Origin of the sequence: Aureitalea sp. L0-47 (assembly GCF_026126405.1) — a bacterium.
Classification (GTDB): domain Bacteria; phylum Bacteroidota; class Bacteroidia; order Flavobacteriales; family Flavobacteriaceae; genus Pukyongia.
The window spans coordinates 542,765-562,806 of record NZ_JAFMTQ010000001.1 but is presented as its reverse complement, the minus strand read 5'-3'; the positions used below and the strand labels follow the sequence as shown (position 1 = coordinate 562,806).

General features: G+C 42.3%; 11 protein-coding genes. 7 read left to right on the top strand and 4 right to left on the bottom strand.

The annotated features are described in order from the left end of the window. Positions 1-12: 12 nt before the first annotated feature. The 4 genes from J1N09_RS02465 to J1N09_RS02450 form a co-directional block, all read right to left on the bottom strand. Positions 13-246, bottom strand: a complete 234-nt coding sequence (locus J1N09_RS02465; protein ID WP_265197872.1) for a hypothetical protein — start codon at positions 244-246, stop codon at positions 13-15. An 18-nt stretch (positions 247-264) separates the two neighbouring features. Further along, the gene (locus J1N09_RS02460) at positions 265-426 is read right to left on the bottom strand and encodes a Lacal_2735 family protein (protein WP_265197870.1); all 162 of its coding nucleotides are present in this window, start codon (positions 424-426) and stop codon (positions 265-267) included. Positions 427-554: 128 nt separating this feature from the next. Then, positions 555-2,132 carry a glycoside hydrolase family 32 protein gene (locus tag J1N09_RS02455; RefSeq protein WP_321160790.1) on the bottom strand — a complete coding sequence of 526 codons (1,578 nt, stop codon included), beginning with the start codon at positions 2,130-2,132 and terminating at the stop codon, positions 555-557. Between the two features lie 10 nt (positions 2,133-2,142). After that, positions 2,143-3,159 carry a LacI family DNA-binding transcriptional regulator gene (locus J1N09_RS02450; RefSeq protein ID WP_265197867.1) on the bottom strand — a complete coding sequence of 339 codons (1,017 nt, stop codon included), beginning with the start codon at positions 3,157-3,159 and terminating at the stop codon, positions 2,143-2,145. A 339-nt stretch (positions 3,160-3,498) separates the two neighbouring features. Here J1N09_RS02450 and J1N09_RS02445 point away from each other — a divergent pair, with 339 nt between their 5' ends. The 7 genes from J1N09_RS02445 to J1N09_RS02415 all read left to right on the top strand — a co-directional run bounded on the left by J1N09_RS02445 (position 3,499) and on the right by J1N09_RS02415 (position 20,041). Further along, on the top strand, positions 3,499-3,903 hold the full coding sequence (locus J1N09_RS02445) for a hypothetical protein (protein ID WP_265197865.1): 405 nt from the start codon (positions 3,499-3,501) through the stop codon (positions 3,901-3,903). A gap of 91 nt (positions 3,904-3,994) precedes the next feature. Next, complete coding sequence (locus J1N09_RS02440) at positions 3,995-7,114, top strand: SusC/RagA family TonB-linked outer membrane protein (protein ID WP_265197864.1); 3,120 nt, start codon at positions 3,995-3,997, stop codon at positions 7,112-7,114. A 10-nt stretch (positions 7,115-7,124) separates the two neighbouring features. Next, positions 7,125-8,672 (top strand): RagB/SusD family nutrient uptake outer membrane protein, encoded by a 1,548-nt coding sequence (locus tag J1N09_RS02435; protein ID WP_265197863.1) that lies wholly within the window; start codon positions 7,125-7,127, stop codon positions 8,670-8,672. A gap of 176 nt (positions 8,673-8,848) precedes the next feature. Beyond that, positions 8,849-12,145 carry a VCBS repeat-containing protein gene (locus J1N09_RS02430; RefSeq protein ID WP_265197862.1) on the top strand — a complete coding sequence of 1,099 codons (3,297 nt, stop codon included), beginning with the start codon at positions 8,849-8,851 and terminating at the stop codon, positions 12,143-12,145. A gap of 16 nt (positions 12,146-12,161) precedes the next feature. After that, the gene (locus tag J1N09_RS02425; RefSeq protein ID WP_265197861.1) at positions 12,162-15,506 is read left to right on the top strand and encodes a VCBS repeat-containing protein; all 3,345 of its coding nucleotides are present in this window, start codon (positions 12,162-12,164) and stop codon (positions 15,504-15,506) included. Further along, complete coding sequence (locus tag J1N09_RS02420) at positions 15,490-18,711, top strand: VCBS repeat-containing protein (protein ID WP_321160789.1); 3,222 nt, start codon at positions 15,490-15,492, stop codon at positions 18,709-18,711. Before J1N09_RS02425 ends, J1N09_RS02420 begins: the two co-directional genes overlap by 17 nt. After that, the gene (locus J1N09_RS02415) at positions 18,683-20,041 is read left to right on the top strand and encodes a vanadium-dependent haloperoxidase (protein WP_265197859.1); all 1,359 of its coding nucleotides are present in this window, start codon (positions 18,683-18,685) and stop codon (positions 20,039-20,041) included. Before J1N09_RS02420 ends, J1N09_RS02415 begins: the two co-directional genes overlap by 29 nt. Position 20,042: the final 1 nt, after the last annotated feature.

The window sequence follows — 20,042 nt, the reverse complement described above, 5'->3', positions numbered from 1 at the left end:
CGGGTTTTGGTTTTATGCCAGCAGATCCTGTCTGCCTTTTAGTCGTTTTTCGATCTTACGCTTTATTACCGTAAGTCGCTTCATGAGATCCATGATCGCGGCATCCTTATTTTCTTTATAGATTTCATTCAATCTTAGTATAAGGTCTTTAGCTTTTCTTGAGGCTACAATACGATCACTGGTCGTTCTCAGAGTCAATTTCTGTTGCTCAAATTGCAACGCTTCGTTAATTACTTTCGTTTCCATGAGGTTCTCGTAGGTTTATTAAAGTTTCTCTAATTCAAGCATAACTTGTTCGGCCTCCTGGTACTTGGCATCTCCCGCCTTCCTATTGGTTTGTGAGAGTTTGTGAGCTTCAGACATTAATTTTTCATACTGCTTCTGTAGCTTTTCTTTTTCACTTTTCCCTTTGAAGATTCCAAACATAGCTTATTTTTTGAGGTAAACATACAAACTAACATGCATTAGTCTATGGACTTAAACAAATATTTAACAAGCTTTATAGTTTTTTATAAAGAGGTTAATTTGCAATTGAAATTAAAAAATAATAAGGGTTAGTTCACAGGATTCCAGATCGAATTTACTTCTCGTAGCATAAGATATTCCAATGATCCATCCGCGGGTCCGGAGATCTCTAATTTCGTATAAGGTTGTTTTGGAAAGATCTGATTTGTGAACACGTGCTTCCCTTCATCGATGAATATCTCCACTGAAGAAGCATCCAGTATGATCCGCACTTTTGTCTTGTCACCTTCGGGCCAAAACGGTTGTTTCTGAATAGCCCTGCCAAAACTTTCCTCGAAGTCCACTATCCCGGAGCGAGTTCTATCCAGCAATAATTCGGAAGATTCACCTAACAGCTGAAAGCACAACTGCTCACCCTCCTTGTTACTGTAGGTGATAGCGTAATTCTCATTCGGGTCTGCTAAAAACTTAAGTTCCGAATTGTTCAGGTTATCATACTCCCTTTCGAAGGGCTCGTCTAATCTCACTGGTTTCGGAAACAATAATTTCCCTTTGGAAATTTTATCAAACTCAGTCAAAGGGAAATTCTTCAGGAAGTAACCTTCGTCGTTCTTGTGAAGTGTCAATTTCCTGGGGAGTGTCATCGAACTGCGCCAAACTTCCGTTGGTGTGTCTCTCGCATAATTCCAATTGCTCATCCAGCCAATAAAAACCCTTCGGCCATCCGGTACATTATTATAGGTAACACCGGCATAATTGTCCATGCCATAGTCCAGCCACCTGGTTTCTGCCTGTTCAGTTGTAAAATTTGTTCCATCGAAGTCGCCCACAAAATACTGAGTTCCCGAACCCCCGTTGGGTGCCCCGGGATTGATACTGATGAGAAGGACCCACTTCTCTTCTTCACTTCCTTCAACAGGTATTTTGAATAGATCCGGGCATTCCCAAACACCGCCATGAGCCCCTTTATCTTTACCAAATTCACTGAGGAGAACCCATTTCTTTAGGTTGTCCGAAGAATAGAATTTGGCATGATCGCCGGCCACCAATGCCATGATCCATTTTGAACTTTCATCATGCCAGAACACTTTCGGATCACGAAAATCCTTGATCCCTTGGTTACCAATTACTGGATTGCCTTCATACTTTGTCCAGGTCTCACCATTATCCAGGCTGTAGGCGATCCCCTGCGTTTGAAAATCTTTCCTTCCCGCTTTTTCACCTTCCATAAGGTGATAAGTAAAGATCGCCACAAGCGGTGGATTATCTTTTGTGCCAAATCCGGACGTATTGTTTTTATCTACGACGGCACTTCCGGAAAAAATGAGTCCGTGTTCATCGGGGTATAGTGCAATGGGTTTATTCTCCCAATGGATCATGTCTGTACTTGTAGCATGTCCCCAATGCATGGGTCCCCAGACGATATCATCCGGGTAATATTGATAGAACAAATGGTAAACTCCCTGGTGATGGACAAGGCCGTTGGGATCGTTCATCCATTTTTCCGGTGGTGAGAAATGAAACTGGGGCCGAAAAGGTTCATCGTATCCCGAAATAGCTTTCGAAAGTTCAGGTGAAATCTCTTCCTTTGTTTCACTTTCAGTCTTACATGAGAAAACCCCCATTAGGATGAGGGCTGCAAATAGGATTTTGGTACTATAATTCATCATCCATGTATTAGGTAGAATTTCTTTTGATAAGTTTTGTGTCCAATTCTATGGTCTTGAGCTCAACCTCCTCGTTTTCTCTACGCGCCTTCATTTCCTTAAACAATTGTTTGAAGGTACGTTTTCCCATTTCATATCCGGGCTGATCCACTGTACTCAGAGAAGGAGTGATGGCCGAAGACACAAACCAATTACTGAATCCCATAATAGCAACATCATCGGGAACCCGAATGCCTTTTTCATTAAACACCGCAATAGCTCCAATGGCCGCCAGGTCTGTAATGGCAAAAATTCCATCCACATCGTCGTGATCTTTCAGCAATTGATTCGCTGCCCTTATCCCATCATTGTAGTCTACATTTTCACATATGTAGACCAGTGAGGAATCGTATTTCAATCCGTGGTCTTCAAGTGCTTTTTTATATCCCAGGAACCTGTCTATGGAATTCTGAGGCAACAGGGCACCTCTGAAATGAGCAATGCGCTTACAGCCTCTTTCAATTAGATGCTTGGTTGCCTCATAGGCTGCTGCTCGATCATTGATCACAATCTTCGAACAATCTATCAATTTGGAAATCTTGTCGAACATCACCAAAGGCACTTCAAGTTCCTTCACTCTCTTTAGATGAGAAATATCTACTGTTTTATTAGCCAGTGATATCATAATACCGTCTACACGCTTACTTACAAGGAGATCTATTTGTTTTTTCTCAAGCTTATAGGATTCGTTGGATTGCAATATAATAACGAGATAACCTTTTTTTTCAGCCTGTTCAATGATTCCGTTTATTACGCTTGAAAAGAAATGATGAACAACTTCGGGAATAATAAGGCCAACCGTCCTGGATTCTCTGGTTCGGAGATTAACTGCGAAAACATTCGGTTTGTAATTCAGCTTTTTTGCTTCTTTCTTTACAAGAGCCTTGGTTTTCTTGCTTACATCCGGATAGTCCTTCAATGCTTTTGAAACTGTGGTAATAGAAATACCCAGATTCTCGGCAATTTGTTTCAGCGTAACTTCTTTCATAATTTTTGAAGGCTAATCTCTTTCAAAAAAACCTTAGATATTCACAGCATGGTAAGGTGAAGAAATACGTGTGTATTTCGAAAGTCGAGTAGTGACTAAATCCTTACGATTACATTCCTAACTCTAAAGTACAATGTTTTTTCGAAGGCAAGGCGAATTTGCGATATAATAATCGAAAACGTTTTCGGATGTTAAATTCATTATTTTAGAAACGATTATTTACAAAATTGAAAAAAAAAATTGAAATTCGTAGCTAAATACGCAGCTGTAGCGTATAACATTTCTAGGAAAGGACAATTGGCCGGAAAGATATTTAACAGATTTTTGAATTCTCTGATTTTGAAGCGTCAGGAACAAGCGGCTTGCGCTGCAACGAAAAACCACAAAAATGGTTTGTCATCTAACGCTCGAATATTATGGAGGTCGTTTGAGTTACAACCAATATCAGAATGTAATCACGATACAGCAATAGATCAATCCTCTTTACAAGTAGAAAAATCACTTCGGAGCATAAGCGCCGATATTAACCGTGATGAAATTTCGATTTCAGATCATGGAATTAGCCGTATACTAAAGGGGATTGATTTATATTTTATTAAGAATTACCTAAAATTCCCTTACTGGCAATTAGAAATAATGACTCTCAAAGGGTTTATGGAGAATTTTTACTGGGAAAAAGATGCCCTTGAATTGCCTAAAAAATTGTATATTCGACCCATAATTTTACATTTTTATAACATTTAAGTAAGAATAACTATATTCGCCCAATATTTGGGTGATACCTTTTTATATCATTAAATTAACATTTGAAAATTAACTTTAAACTAGGAACTATATGAAAAACAAACTACTAACTAAACTCTTGTTGCTCCCTGTTCTCCTATTATTAGGAGGATCGGCCTTTGCACAAAATACCGTTAGTGGAACAGTATCCGACGCAAATGGTCCTGTCCCTGGGGTAAATATTATTGTGAAAGGTACCTCCAATGGAGCACAGTCTGACTTTGATGGTAATTATACCATTGAGGATGTAGACTCAAACGCAACACTCGTATTTAGCTATATTGGCTACACAACTCAGGAAGTTGCCGTTAACGGGCAATCCACTGTTAATGTAACCATGCAGGAAGATATTGAGGCATTAAGTGAAGTTGTTGTAATTGGATATGGTACTACTACAGTTAAAGATGCGACGGGTGCTGTAACCGCTGTAACCGCTGAAGAATTTAACCAGGGTGTTATCACATCTCCGGAACAATTAATCCAAGGTAAGACCGCGGGTGTTCAGATCTCCCAGAGCAGTGGTGAACCTGGTGCGGGAATTGATATCCGTATTCGTGGTGCTAACTCGGTAAGATCGAATAACAATCCACTTTTCGTGATTGACGGTGTTCCACTTTCAGGTGAGAATACAGTCGCCGAAGGAGGAAACGTCGGTTTTGGTACTTCAGGAACGAAAAACCCGCTTGCCTTCCTTAACCCGAACGATATTGAAAGCATCAGTATTCTTAAGGATGCTTCTGCAACAGCGATCTACGGATCTCGTGGAGCAAATGGTGTTGTTATCATTACTACCAAAACCGGAAGAGGTTCAACTGGTGGAAGCTGGGACTGGAGTTCCAGCGTAAGTATGTCTCAAGTACGAAAAACTTACGATTTGTTAACTGCTGAAGAATTCCTTTCTGAAACCGAAAGGCTTGGATTTCCAGTAGCAGAGAGAAACTTTCGTAGCAGCACAGACTGGCAGGATGAGATATTCAGAACCGCAATGTCTACGAATAACAACCTGTCTTATTCACAAAGTTATAAGGGCGGTAACATTCGTGCGACATTTGGTTACGGAAAGAATTTTGGAATCCTCCAGAACTCTTCTCTCGAAAGAATCACAGGTCGTCTGAATATCAACCAAAGACTTTTAAATGACAAACTGAAATTGAGTGCCCAGGCAACAATTTCCCGCGTGAATGATGAGACGGCTCCTCTTAGTGGAAGTGCCGGATTTAGAGGTGACTTGATCGGTTCAGCACTTAGTGCGAATCCAACATGGCCGGACAGACCTCTATTTAATACTGGTTCCGGAATTAGCCCGGCAGCTATTATTGAGTTTACTCAGAACCTGAGTAATACTGATCGAATCCTTGGTAATTTCTCTGCTGAGTACAGCTTCACCGATGAATTCTCTGCTAAAGTAAATGTTGGTATTGACAAATCTGAATCCACTCGATCGGCAGTTGCTTCGGCAAATGCAAGAAACTTAGATCAGGGAGCATTCGGAAACGGAACAGGTTCTCTTAACGATCTTGATACTGAGAGTAAACTTCTTGAAGCTACACTTCGTTACGAAGAAGACTTCGGAAATACCAGTCTCGACATCGTAGCAGGTTACTCATTCCAGGATTTTCGCAGAAACGGAAGGGATATCCTGGCTTTTGGATTCTTTACTGACGACATGAACAGAATGGTTGACGACATGGAGGCCACGGCAAATCTTTTAGAATCAAGAATCGACGGTAGCTACCAGCAGTATGGTTATGCAGGAAATACAAACGGAATTTTTATCAACCGTCTTCTGCCCGATGTTGCTACAGATAATCTACCTATTTTCAATGGTTTAAGGACACGTTCGTTTTTTGCAGATACATTCGATTTTACCGACGAACTACAGTCTTTCTTTGGCCGTGTAAACCTTACACTGAATGACAAATACCTTTTCACTGCTACAGTTAGAGCGGATGGATCTTCAAGATTTAGTGAAGATAACCAATACGGTATCTTCCCTTCCGGTGCAATTGCGTGGAAGATCAATAACGAAGATTTCATTGGAGACAATGTTTCTACTCTTAAGTTACGTGTAGGTGTTGGTATCACAGGTAACCAGGATGGTGTTGGATACGGAAACTTTGTTCGTAGACAACGTTACACAGGCGGTGATGTTATTACCGATGGTGGTGACATTAACATTCCTGGTATTGCTGATGTTGCCTTCCAGGAAGAAGGTCTTAAGTGGGAGGAAACACTTCAATACGCTGTGGGTCTTGACTTCGGTTTCAATGACGACAAATTCTCCGGTAGTATTGATGTTTATCGTAAGGAAACAACCGACCTATTGTTTAGAGTACTTTCTGCTCAACCGGCGGTTCAACCTTTCCAATTCCTGAACTTACCAAATTCGAAAGTTGTAAACGAAGGTGTGGAAGTAGCACTTGCTTACGACTTTGTTGAAACAGATGATTTCTATTTAGGAGCCAGTGTTAATGTTGCTTACAACGATAACTTGGTTGAAGAACTTGAAGGTTCGTACGATGCCGGAACTATCCGTGGTCAAGGACTTACAGGAGCTTTTGCCCAGAGACTTGAAGCCGGACAACCTTTATTCTCGTATTTTCTAAGAGAATTCGAAGGTTACGATAGCACGGGTAACCCTATCTACGAAGGTGGAGTGGATAACCAGAAGTTTGTTGACAAGAGTGCCTTACCAACCCTTACTGGTGGATTCTCTCTTAATGCAAGCTACAAACGTTGGTCGTTATCTACCTTCCTGGCAGGTCAATTCGGTCACTATGTGTATAACAACACAGCCAATGCCTTCTTTGTTGCTGGTTCTTTCAACAGTGCGAGAAACGTAACAGCTGAGACCTTGACTTCTGGAGAAGATTTATTAGCAGCTCCTGATGTTTCTACTCGTTTCCTTGAGAAAGGTGATTTCGTTAGAATGCAGAACCTTACAATCGGTTATGACTGGCCGCTTGATGAAGACTCTTTCTTTGACAACCTAAACCTAGCGCTAACAGGTCAGAACCTGTTTGTGATTACAGATTATTCTGGACTTGATCCGGAGGTGAGTGTAGTACCTGGAGGACCAGACCTTCTTAATGGAGTTCCGATCTTTGGTATAGACTATACCTCTTTCCCAAGGCCTAGAACAATTACTTTAGGACTTAATGCAAAATTTTAAAAAAATGATTATGAAAAAAACTTTTTTGAACTATCTGAAGGCGATCTTTGCTATCGCTCTTCTATCAACCATCGCGGTTTCCTGTACGGATCTAGAACTCGAAGAATCAGACTCGATCATTCTTGAAGACACAGATGAAGGATTTGCGGGTGTAGCAGATGTAGGAGCATCTTTGGACCAGCTGTACAATGACCTGCGAGGACAATTGGAAAATCAGGCGGACTTCTTTGCTTTAAATGAAGTATCTACTGACGAGACCCTTGTACCAACACGCGGTACGGACTGGGGTGATAATGGAATCTGGAGAACGCTTCACACGCACTCTTGGAGTCCTTCACACCAATACCTGCTAGCCGTTTGGAACAATCTGAACCAAAATGTGTTCCGTGCAACTCAGATCATCGATCAACGAAGTGCACCTTCTCCTGAAGAAAAAGCACAGGCTCAATTCCTAAGAGCATATAGTATGTTCTTTATCCTGGACTTCTGGGGTAAAGCACCTTTCCGTGAAGTAGACGAAGGGTCTGAAATTGATCCTCGAGTACTTAGCGCTCAGGAAACATATGACTTTATCCTTAATGATTTAACCGAAGCACGTCAAAACCTTCCTAGTGTCGGACCTGGTGGTGCCAATGATAAGGCTTCAAAAGCTGCTGCTAACTTCATGTTAGCTAAGCTATACTTGAACGCAGATAGATATGTGGGCAGTGCAAACTACCAAGGAGTTATCGATGCAGTTGATGCAATCGCTGCTGAAGGATATGCGCTAGAGTCGATCAACTACTTTGATATCTTCAAAAGCGATACTGATTCAGAAACTATCTGGTGGGTACCTGCATCTGTTGGTAACAGAATGTGGAACGGTCTACACTATAACCAGGTTGCCCCTGATAACACAGGAGGTGGATGGAATGGATTCTCTACTTTGGCTGAATTCTACGATTCTTTCGAAGGAGACCCAAATTCCAACTACGTTGGTGACGCTGGTGACGACCGTAGAGGTTGGGTACCAGATGCGTCTAACGCTGGACCGGATAACCTAGGTATTGGTTATGGATTCCTGATTGGACAGCAATATGATGTGGATGGAAGACCACTTTCAAATCGTTCTGGACAACCATTAAGTTTCACCAAGGAACTTACAGGTATTTCTGGAAACGCTGAAGAAAAAGGTATCCGTTTGATCAAGTATCACCCGGTTAACGGATCATTTGCTGGTCACCAAATCATTATGCGTTATGCTGATGCTCACCTAATGAAAGCTGAAGCAATGTTGCGTCTTGGTGGTGATCCAACAGCCATGGTAAACGAACTAAGAGGACTACGTAATACTTCTACTCTAGGAAGTGTTTCTGAAAATGATCTTCTTGCTGAAAGAGGACGCGAACTGTGGTACGAGTTCTGGAGAAGAAATGACTTAATTCGCTTTGGACAGTATACTCGCGATTGGGATTACAAATTACCTGAATCTGTAGGTGCAGATTTCAGAAACTTGTACCCTATTCCAACAACAGCCCTTCTTTCTAACCCAAATCTGGAGCAGAACGAAGGATACTAGATCGAAAATTTAGTTTATGAATATAAGAAAGGCCGACCATCAAACGTCGGCCTTTCTTTTTTGATTAATACCGTATTACTCAATTCGTTGAATTACATTTGTAGACGATACAAATGAGCTTTAGTTCCTCACATACAAACAGGCTGAGCAGTATTCAATTCTGTATACAAACACAGATGTTCAGATCATTGCTGGTTATGCTGTTCTGTTACTGTTGTTTCTCCTGTACCCAAAACGAATCCGTTAAACGATTCACCGTTAAAACTGCTCCCCAAACAGGCATTGATTTCGAGAATTCTCTTACCTCAAAACCTGAATTGAACATCCTTAATTATATCTATTACTACAACGGAGCAGGTGTTGCTGCAGGTGATTTTAATAACGACGGACTAACAGATCTATATTTCACGGCAAACCAGACATCCGACAAACTGTATATGAACAAAGGTGAACTTTCCTTTGAGGATATTACGAAACAAGCTGGCATCAACAATGCTTCGAATTGGACCACGGGTGTAACCCTTGTCGATATAAACCAGGACGGATTCCTCGATATTTACGTGTGCAAACTCGGGGAGTACAACTCCATAAGCGGACACAATTTACTCTTCGTAAATATGGGGCCTGATGAAGAGGGCATTCCTACTTTTAAAGAAAAGTCTGCCGAATACGGCCTCGATTTCAAAGGATTTTCTACACAGGCCAGTTTCTTCGATTACGACCTTGACGGAGACCTGGATGTCTATTTGATGAACCACTCCGTGAATCCTAATCAAAACTATGGGCGAGGTGAAATTCGGAACGAACCTGATGAACGATCCGGGGATAAACTGTTTGAAAATATTGAAGGCATCTATGTGGATGTAACCGAATCTGCCGGTATAATCCAGAGTAAGATCGGCTACGGATTAGGAATTTCAGTAAGTGACCTCAATAATGATGGCTACCCGGACATTTACATAGGAAACGATTTCTTCGAAAACGATTACCTGTACCTGAACAAAGGCGACAAAACCTTTGAAGAGGTCATTCAGAAAAAAGATCACACCATTGGACATACCACCCATTTTTCTATGGGGAATGATATCGCAGATGTGAACAACGATGGGTTAACAGATATCATCTCCGTTGACATGCTCCCTGAAGACCTGGAAACCTATAAAACATCTGGGACGGAGTTCAACTACCAGATTTATCAGAACTATATCCGGAACGGATACTCCCATCAATTCATGCACAACACGCTGCAATTAAATAATGGTAATAATAGTTTCTCGGAAATTGCATTCCTTTCAGGTATCGCAGCCAGCGAATGGTCCTGGTCTCCCCTTCTTGCCGATTTCGACAATGACGGCTATAACGACTTGTTCATTTCGAATGGTATCCCTGGAGCTACCAATGATATGGATTTCATCAACTTCATAGCTAATGAAGCTATACAGAAATCTTTAGGGGCTGGGATGACCGAGGAGGATATGGCGTTTATAGAGAAAATTCCGCAAAAACATTCCGTCAATTATTTTTTCAGAAATAATAATGGTGCCAATTTCGATGATGTTTCTTCTGAATGGGCCTCTATGAGCCCCTCCTTTAGTAATGGATCCGTTTACACCGACCTCGACAACGATGGAGACCTGGACCTGGTGATCAATAATATAAATGAACCAGCAACCATACTCGAAAATAAGACCACTGGCCTTCCAGAATCGAATTACCTTCAAATAGAGCTGCAGGGAAAGAAAGGAAACCTTTTGGGCATAGGAACTAAAGTCTTATTGTACAGCAATACGCTTAAAGCAATTCGGGAAAATTATTCCAGCAGAGGCTATTTATCTGCCGTTTCCGATAAAGTACACTTCGGACTGGGAAACAGAAATAAGATAGATTCTTTAATAGTGATCTGGCCGGATCGATCGTATCAGAAGATTTACAATCCAGAAATCAATACGATGATCACCATTGGGCAAACCGAATCATCACGCAACTACTATCGTGATTTTAGCTCAAAGGAAAAAGCCCTTATAGTAAACGCATCTCCGTTGTTCGAATTTGTACACGACGAAAATACCACGCTTGAGTTCAATAGAGACCCTCTCATCCCCTATACTTCTTCTAATGAAGGTCCGAATATCTCGGTTGCAGATGTAAATAATGATGGTATGACAGATATATTCATTGGAGGAGCCAAATTTCAAGCTTCAGAGCTATTTCTACAGAAGAATGATGGTACTTTCGAATCCGTTCAGAAAGAATTATTCCAGGAAGATGCCCTGAGTGAAGATATCGACCAGGTGTTCTTCGATGCAGACGGGGATAGTGACATGGATCTCTTCGTTGTGAGCGGTGGCAATGAATTTAAATCAGGCCCTGCATTGGCTCCAAGGTTATACAGGAACGACAATGGAACTTTAGTAAAGACAAACATGAGTGCCAATATTGAAGTAAATGCATCCTCAGTGGAATCCGTGGACTACGATGGCGACTCGGATGAAGATATTGTTATAACATCGGGGACAGTAGCCAGCGGATTTGGAGAAACTCCAACGCAATACATTCTTCAGAATGACGGGAAAGGCTCTTTTATTGATGTTACGGACACCGTTGCTCCCGAGCTTTCTCAGATTGGTAATTGTAATTCTCAAACCTGGGCAGATGTAAATAATGATGGAATCAAAGATTTAATCGTAGCCGGGGACTGGATGCCTCTACAGATATTTATGAATGAAGGGGGTATTCTGAAATTACAAGCCAACAATGGACTGGACGAAACGCATGGATTTTGGAATATAGTTAAGGCTGCCGATATGGATGGCGATGGTGATACGGATCTGATCGCCGGAAACTGGGGATTAAACACAAGATTGAAAGCCTCTGCCGAAGAACCCGTCCAATTGTATCGAGTGGATGCCGATAACAACGGTGATATTGAAACTATCATCACATATTATTACCAGGGAATAGAAACCACGCTAGCTTCAAAAGACGAATTGGTAAAACAAATACCCAGTATCAATAAAAACTACTTGTCTTACAAAGAATTTTCACAAGCAACTGTTGAGGATATTTTTTCGAAGGAGAAGCTCGCTTCAGCAATGCACAAAAAAGTGTTTACACTCGAAAGTGCATACTTTGAAAATGATGGAAATGGGAGTTTTACACACAAGCCTTTACCCAGGAAAGCTCAGATCTCTAGTGTGAATGACATACTGGTTTTCGACTTCGATAACAACGGTTTAAATGACTTGCTTTTAGTGGGTAACAATTTTGAAATTAGTACCCAATTAAGTAGATTAGACGGCTCACATGGTACACTCATTCTAAATGATTCTGACCGCGGATTTGTGGAGGCAAATAACCTGCATTTCGACATTCCAGGTGCCTCTAGGGACATCGAAATAATGGAGTACAGAGGTCATAATTACCTGGTAGTGACCCGTAACAACGACCAACCTGTTTTTTTTAAGAATCGCTAAATAAAAGATAGATCCTATGCATCTTTCAAAATACACTATTGCATTTATAAGCTGCCTTCTTTTTCTGAGTTGTAATTCTGAAAAGGATGATACGGATACCGCAAGTGGCTCTTCACTATTTACCATGTTATCTTCCGAAGAAACAAAGGTTAAGTTCTCCAATATTGTTGAAAATCAGAAAGACTTCAACATCTTCAAATACCGAAATTTTTATAATGGTGGTGGAGTAGCGATTGGTGATATCAACAACGATGGATTAGCCGATATTTACCTCACAGCAAATATGGGTAAGAACAAACTGTTCCTGAACCAGGGAGATTTTAAATTTAAAGACATCTCCGAATCGGCAGGTGTGGAAGGTGCCAAGCCCTGGTCAACCGGAGTAGTTATGGTTGACGTGAACGAGGACGGCCTCCTCGATATTTATGTGAGTAATGCAGGAAATATGGAGGGCGACAATCACGAAAATGATCTTTACATCAATAATGGTGATCTCACGTTCACCGAAAAAGCTAAAGAACACAACCTCACCGCTGGTGGGTTTACCATTCACTCAACGTTCTTCGATTACGACAAGGACGGTGACCTGGACGCCTATATTCTGAACAATAGCAATATCCCTGTGAGCAGCTTGGGCTATGCGCATCAGAGAGATTTAAGGGCCCAGGATTGGGAAGATGTTCCTGAAATATTCCGGGGTAAGGGTGATATGTTACTTCGGAATGATGACGGAATATTCACCGATGTGAGTGAAGAAGCTGGAATCTATGGAAGTTTGATCGGATTCGGACTCGGAGTATTAATCAGCGACGTGAACGGCGACCTGTACCCGGATATCTATGTTTCCAACGACTTCTACGAAAGGGACTATCTTTATATCAACAACACGGACGGTACTTTCACCGAAGATATCAAAAACTGGACCTCGCATATGGGGCTATCAGCAATGGGTGCCGACATCGCAGATATCAATAACGATGGAAATGTAGACATCTTCATTACAGACATGCTACCCGAAACCGAGGAACGTGTGAAGTCTGTCATGGAATTCGAGAAATACAATGTTTACAAGCTAAAACAAAGCAAGGACTTCTACCAGCAGTACATTCAGAATACCTTGCAATTGAATAACGGAAATGGAACGTTTTCTGAAATTGCATACTACAGCGGAGTATCAGCGACAGATTGGAGTTGGTCTGGTCTCTTATTCGACATGGACAACGACGGGCACCGGGACATATTCGTTACCAATGGTATCAATCACGACCTTACAGACCTGGACTTTATGGATTTTCTCGCAAATGAGATCATTCAAAAAATGGCTTTGACAGGAAAAAAAGAAGCTGTGGATTCTATTATTGCTAAAATGCCCGTAGTTCCCATACCTAACTACGCATATCGAAATAATGGTGACCTTACTTTTACTAATGAAGCCGAAAACTGGGGCCTTGGTTTGCCTAGCATGTCCAATGGTGCGGCATACGGAGATCTGGACAACGATGGCGACCTCGACCTGGTGGTAAACAATGTAAACATGGAAAGTTTCGTGTACCGAAATAATACACAGGAAACAACGGACAACAACTACATCAAACTGAGATTTGAAGGATCGGGCAAGAACAAATTTGCGGTAGGAACAATGGTGAAGATGTACTATAAAGACAATAAAGTAGTTCAGGAGCTTATTCCTTCTCGTGGCTTCCAGTCGTCCATGGAATATCCTATGACTATTGGCCTCGGTAAAGAAAAAACCATCGATTCTATCCGAGTGATCTGGCCTGACGACAAAACTAGTTTTAAAACTAATGTGGCGGCCAATCAGACAATCACCTTCAACCAAACCGAAGCCACTGGCGCTTATACACCACCTTCACCAGAGGGAATACAACCGATTTTAAGCGAAGTGGAAAATAACAGTCTTCAAAAACACAAAGAGAACAATTACAATGATTTCGACTATGAAGGTCTAATAGCTCGTAAACTTTCACAAGAAGGTCCTGCATTGGCCGTAGGGGATGTAAATGGAGATGGCAATGACGACATTTTTCTTGGCGGGGCCAAGAAACAAGCAGGAGCTCTATATCTGCACTCCGGTAATGGCCGATTAACACCAACAGATAACCCTGTATTCGAAGAAGACAGATTCAATGAAGATACAGCGGCTGCTTTTCTAGATATAGATGGAGATGGTGACCTGGACCTGATGGTTGGCTCCGGTGGAAACCAAGTAGATGAGATCAATAACGAAGGAATTAGGTTATACATTAATAACGGAAATGGTAAGTTTCTGAAGAAAATAGTTAGCTCGACACCGAATACCTCAAATATTAGTGTGATTGCCCCAAATGATGTAGACGACGACGGAGACATTGATGTATTCATTGGCGCCCGAAGTATTATCGGTATCTACGGAATGAATCCTTATCATACCTATTTGGAAAACAAAGGTGATGGGACTTTTGAAAATAAAGTGAAAAGTACATTTTCAGCCTTGAACCGAAGTGGGATGATCACAGATGCAAAATGGGTAGATTTAGACGGTGATTCGAAGAACGAGCTAATCACCGTTTCTGATTGGGGACCTCCCCTGGTTTATAAATTCATTAATGGAAAGATGGAACCCTGGTCAACGAATCTGGACGAAAAACACGGATGGTGGAATAGCATTTACGCTACCGATATCGATACGGATGGCGACCAGGATCTCATCCTTGGAAATGAAGGAAAGAATATTCACTACAGGCCATCAGAAGAGGAAGTCATCAAAATGTGGGTAAATGATTTTGATAACAATGGGACAATTGAACAGATTGTTACCCAACATTCAGAAGGTGTAGATGTTCCGCTACACATGAAAAGTGAAATCATGGCCCAACTGGTTTCGCTAAAAAAGAAAAATTTAAAAGCATCCGAATACGCCAAACGTTCCATTCAGGAATTATTTGCCGAAAGCACCTTGAATAATTCACTGGTGCGGGAAGTAAATACATCCGCAACCATCATTGCGGTCAACGAAGGAAACGGAAAATTTAAGATCGTTGAACTTCCGGTGCAAACGCAGCTTTCCTGCGTGTGCGGAATCGCTTGTGCAGATGTAAACAACGATGGCAACCTGGATATCATCATGGGTGGAAACGATTACGAATTAAAGCCACAATACTCCAGGCTTGATGCCAATTACGGATCCGTATTGCTGAACGATGGCAATATGAACTTCGAATGGAAGAATTATGCGGAAAGTGGATTCGCTATTAAAGAAGAGATCAAACACATCCAGAATTTTAAGGATGCAGCCGGCAATACCTTTATCGTAGTTGCCATAAATGACGAAAAACCGAGAGTTTTTGCGATCAATCAGTAAATATCTGCTTCTAGTATCCCTACTAGCATTTCTTGGGTCTTGCAAGGAGGAAAAATACCTCTTTGAACTTCCGGAAGGCTCCCAAACCGGTGTTACTTTTGAAAACACTATTACCGAAAATGATAGCCTGAATATTCTCGATTACCTGTATTTCTACAATGGCGGTGGCCTTGCCATGGGGGATGTGAACAACGACGGATTACCGGACCTGTACTTTTCAGGCAACCAGGTGAAGAACAAACTCTACCTCAATAAAGGCAACCTAAAGTTTGAAGATATCACGACTTCTGGCGGTGTTGAGGGAAATAGTAGCTGGAACACCGGAGCTGTCATGGCCGATGTAAACGGCGATGGTTTACTGGATATCTATTTGGTTGCTGTTGCAGGAATCAACGGTTTTGAAGGCCACAACGAACTCTTTATAAACAATGGTGACAATACCTTTACTGAAAGATCAGAGGAATTTGGGCTCGATATCTCAGCCTATGGGACAACAGCTTCTTTCTTCGACTACGATCTGGACGGTGACCTGGATTGTTATGTTCTGAATCACGCCGTACATACCGAAGAATCCTTCGGAAGAGTGCAGTTGAGATACACCCGAAATGAAATGACCGGTGACCGACTCATGCGCAATGACGGTAACGTATTTACCGATGTTAGTGAAGAAGCCGGGATCTATGGCGGGATCAACGCCTACGGACTGGGCTTGGCCGTTTCCGATTTCAACAAAGATGGTTTCCCAGATATATACGTAGGAAACGATTTTCATGAAGACGATTATTTCTACCTGAACAATGGTGACGGCACCTTTACTGAATCACTTCGGAAATACTTCGGGCATACCTCACGCTTTTCAATGGGAAACGACGTAGCCGATATCAACCACGACGGGCTGCCGGATCTTATCTCCCTCGATATGGCGCCCGAAGATGAAAAAGTCCTGAAATCTTCCGAAGGGGACGACACTTACCAAACCCTTGAAATGCGTACCCAACAGTATGGGTATCACTACCAGTACACGCGGAACATGCTCTTCCTGAACCAGGGTGACAATCCCTATACCGAATTAGCATTACTTAGCGGTATCTCCGCCACCGACTGGAGCTGGAGTGCTCTCTTCGGGGATTACAACCAGGATGGAGAAGAAGATCTGTTCATCTCCAATGGTATCCCTAAACGACCCAACGACCTGGATTTTATCCGTTTTGTTTCCAGTGACGAAATAAAGAAAAGTATCAACGAAACTCGCCTGGTGGATCAGAAAGCACTGGAAATGATGCCTTCCGGCTCGGTGTCGAACTATGTTTTTGAGGGGAACGAATCCATTGGATTCAGCAACAAAACCGGGGTGTGGATTCCCGAAAGACCGTCTGTTTCGGGAGCTACAGCAATTTGTGACCTCGACGGTGATGGCGACCTGGATATCGTAACAAATAATATCAACGAACCGGCATCCATCTACGTGAATAGCACAAACGACCAGGCCAATTACCTGAAGCTCCGTTTCGCTATGGACGCTAAAAATTCCTTCGGAATAGGGACAAAAGTGGAAGCATGGAACGATGGTATGCTACGCTACAAAGAACTAAATCCATTCCGTGGTTGGCAGGCCTCCAGCGAACCTATGATCCACTTCGGACTGGGCAATGCTACCTCTGTCGATTCACTGAAGGTGATCTGGCCCAATGGAACGTACCAGGTCCTTTCCGAAGTAAAAACCAATCAAACACTTACCATCTCACCCGAGAATGTACAACCCTATCGATATCAAAAACCGATGATCGATAGCCTGTTCAGAAAAGTTGAAGGTAACCTGGGGATCAATTACACCCATAAGGAAGATCGCCACTCCGACTTCGACTACCAGAAGCTTATCCCCTATTCTGTCTCAGATCGTGGGCCGGCATTGGCTGTTGGTGATTTGAACAATGATGGAAAGAATGATGTTTTTATCGGAGGTGGGAGAAATCAAAAAGCTGGGCTTTTCCTTCAGAACGAATTCGGTTATGTTAGAACAAATCATCCAAAAATTGATAATGATTCCGTATTTGAGGACATAGATGCGGTCATATTTAAACCTCACTTTACAGATAAAAATCAATTGACCGTTGTTTCGGGAGGAAATAGAATTTCACCTTCATTGAGGGTATTGTCGAATCGAACGTACAATCTCACAGATCCTACTAGAGAAGTAATCTTTGAATCAGGTGATCCCAACAATTCTTCTGTAGAAAGATTTATAATAGAGAATAATGAAACTTATAGTTTCGAAGGTTCCTACACGAAACCGCTTGATTTTGGAGAAATCCCTCTCTCAACCTACAGCACTCGCTCGGGTCGGTTAGTTGACGATAAAATCGGAATGGTCACAGACGCAACCTGGGATGATTTTGACGGAGACGGTAATAAAGACCTCATCGTTGTAGGCGAATGGATGCCACCAACGTTTTTCAGAAACAACAATGGTCAACTCATAGAGGAAAATCTATTGGACTCTCCTTTAAATGGCCTCTGGCAATCCATTATCCCTTTCGATATCGATAAGGATGGTGATATGGATTATCTCCTGGGGAACTGGGGCATGAATTCGAAGTTCGAGGCTAGCCAGGAAGCTCCGATGATGATGTACTATGATGATTTTGATGAAAACGGCACCACCGAAACCATAGTAGCGACTGAAAAGAACGGAGCGTATTATCCGCTTATGGGGCTGAATGAGTTGTCAGCTCAGATGAATTTCCTTCGGAAAAAGTTTACCACCTACGAATCCTTTGCCGGGAAGAACATAACCGAAATTTTTGGTGAAGAGGCACTTGACAAGGCAACTAAATTTGAAGTCCATACACTGGCATCCGGATTCTTGCGAAATAACGGGGATAGCTTTACCTTTGTGCAATTCCCTGAAATGCTGCAAACAGCACCGATCACGGCCTTTGAGAAGTTTGATTTTGATGGCGATGGAAGTGAAAGTGTGCTGGCAGGTGGAAATTATTTTGGAGTGATCCCTTTTCACGGGCGTTACGATAGTTTCCCGGGAGCGATCATCGATAGCGATACTGAATTTCAGTTGGCTAATAAGCTGGGACTGGATCTATCGTTGCGATCGGTGCGACATTTAAAAGTGATACACCTGAACAATCAACCTTACCTTTTAGTAATTAATAATAATGACGATGCTGTTGTTTACGAAATTAAAAGATAATCTACTCAAGATTTTACCTTTTCTGGCTGTGTTTTTATTGCTGAATTCATGCCAGGAAAAAGTAACTTCAGAACCTGTTGAGGTTACCTCAAAGGATCTGCAGAATGCGGTAGATCATGTGACTGGGATAATGATCCACGATATTTTCTCACCGCCACAGGCAAGCAGAATCTACGTCTACCCGAATATAGCGGCCTACGAGATCGTAGCCCAAAATGATCCCGGGTATAAATCCCTCTCAGGGCAAATTGCCGATTTCACACCTATTCCCCAAACTTCAGACAGCCTGGTAAATTATCCAATGGCCGCTTTGATAGCGCACATGGATATTAGCAGGACGCTGGTGTTTTCCGAAGAAAAGATGAAAACCTTTAGCGATAGTCTTGAGAATATCTGGAGTGGCAAAAATAAACCGGTCTTCGATGCATCTAAGGCCTATGCAATGAAAGTAGTGGATCACATGAACCAGTGGATCGCGAAAGACAACTACGCCCAGACAAGAACTATGTCCAAGTTCACTGTAGACATAGACGACCCGTCTCGCTGGCAACCAACTCCGCCGGCCTATATGGACGGGATCGAACCGCATTGGAACAAGATAAGACCCCTGGTGCTGGATTCGGCGGCACAGTTCAAACCGGAGCCACCACCACCATATTCGATGGATAAGAACAGTGATTTCTACAAGGAACTACAGGAAGTGTACGACGTAAGTGAGGAGATCACCGAGAAAGGTGACGAATCGGAAGAAATTGAGATTGCACAGTTCTGGGATTGCAATCCATATGTTTCGGTTACACGTGGCCACCTTATGTTTGCCACCAAGAAGATCACCCCCGGAGCACATTGGATGGGAATTACCGAGATCGCCTGTAAGGATTCTGAGTCTGACTTCAACAAGACCGTGTACGCCTATGCAAAGAGTTCTATTGCCATGTTCGATGCATTTATCAGTTGCTGGGACGAAAAATACAGGTCTAACCTTATTCGTCCGGAAACCCTGATCAACCAACACATAGACGAAAGCTGGAAACCCATACTGCAAACACCGCCATTTCCCGAATACAGTAGTGGTCATTCTGTAGTTTCAGGTGCTGCATCGACCGTGTTGACGGATATTTTTGGTGATAATTTCAGTTTTATGGACGATACGGAACTCCCATTCGGATTGCCGGTTCGAGGTTTCGACTCATTTGAAGCTGCTGCCGCTGAAGCCGCTGTGAGCAGACTCTATGGAGGAATTCACTATCGTGCAGCTATCGATAAAGGACTTTCTCAGGGTCAGAATGTTGGCCGATGGGTGGTTGAAAACCTAGATATGAAACAATAAG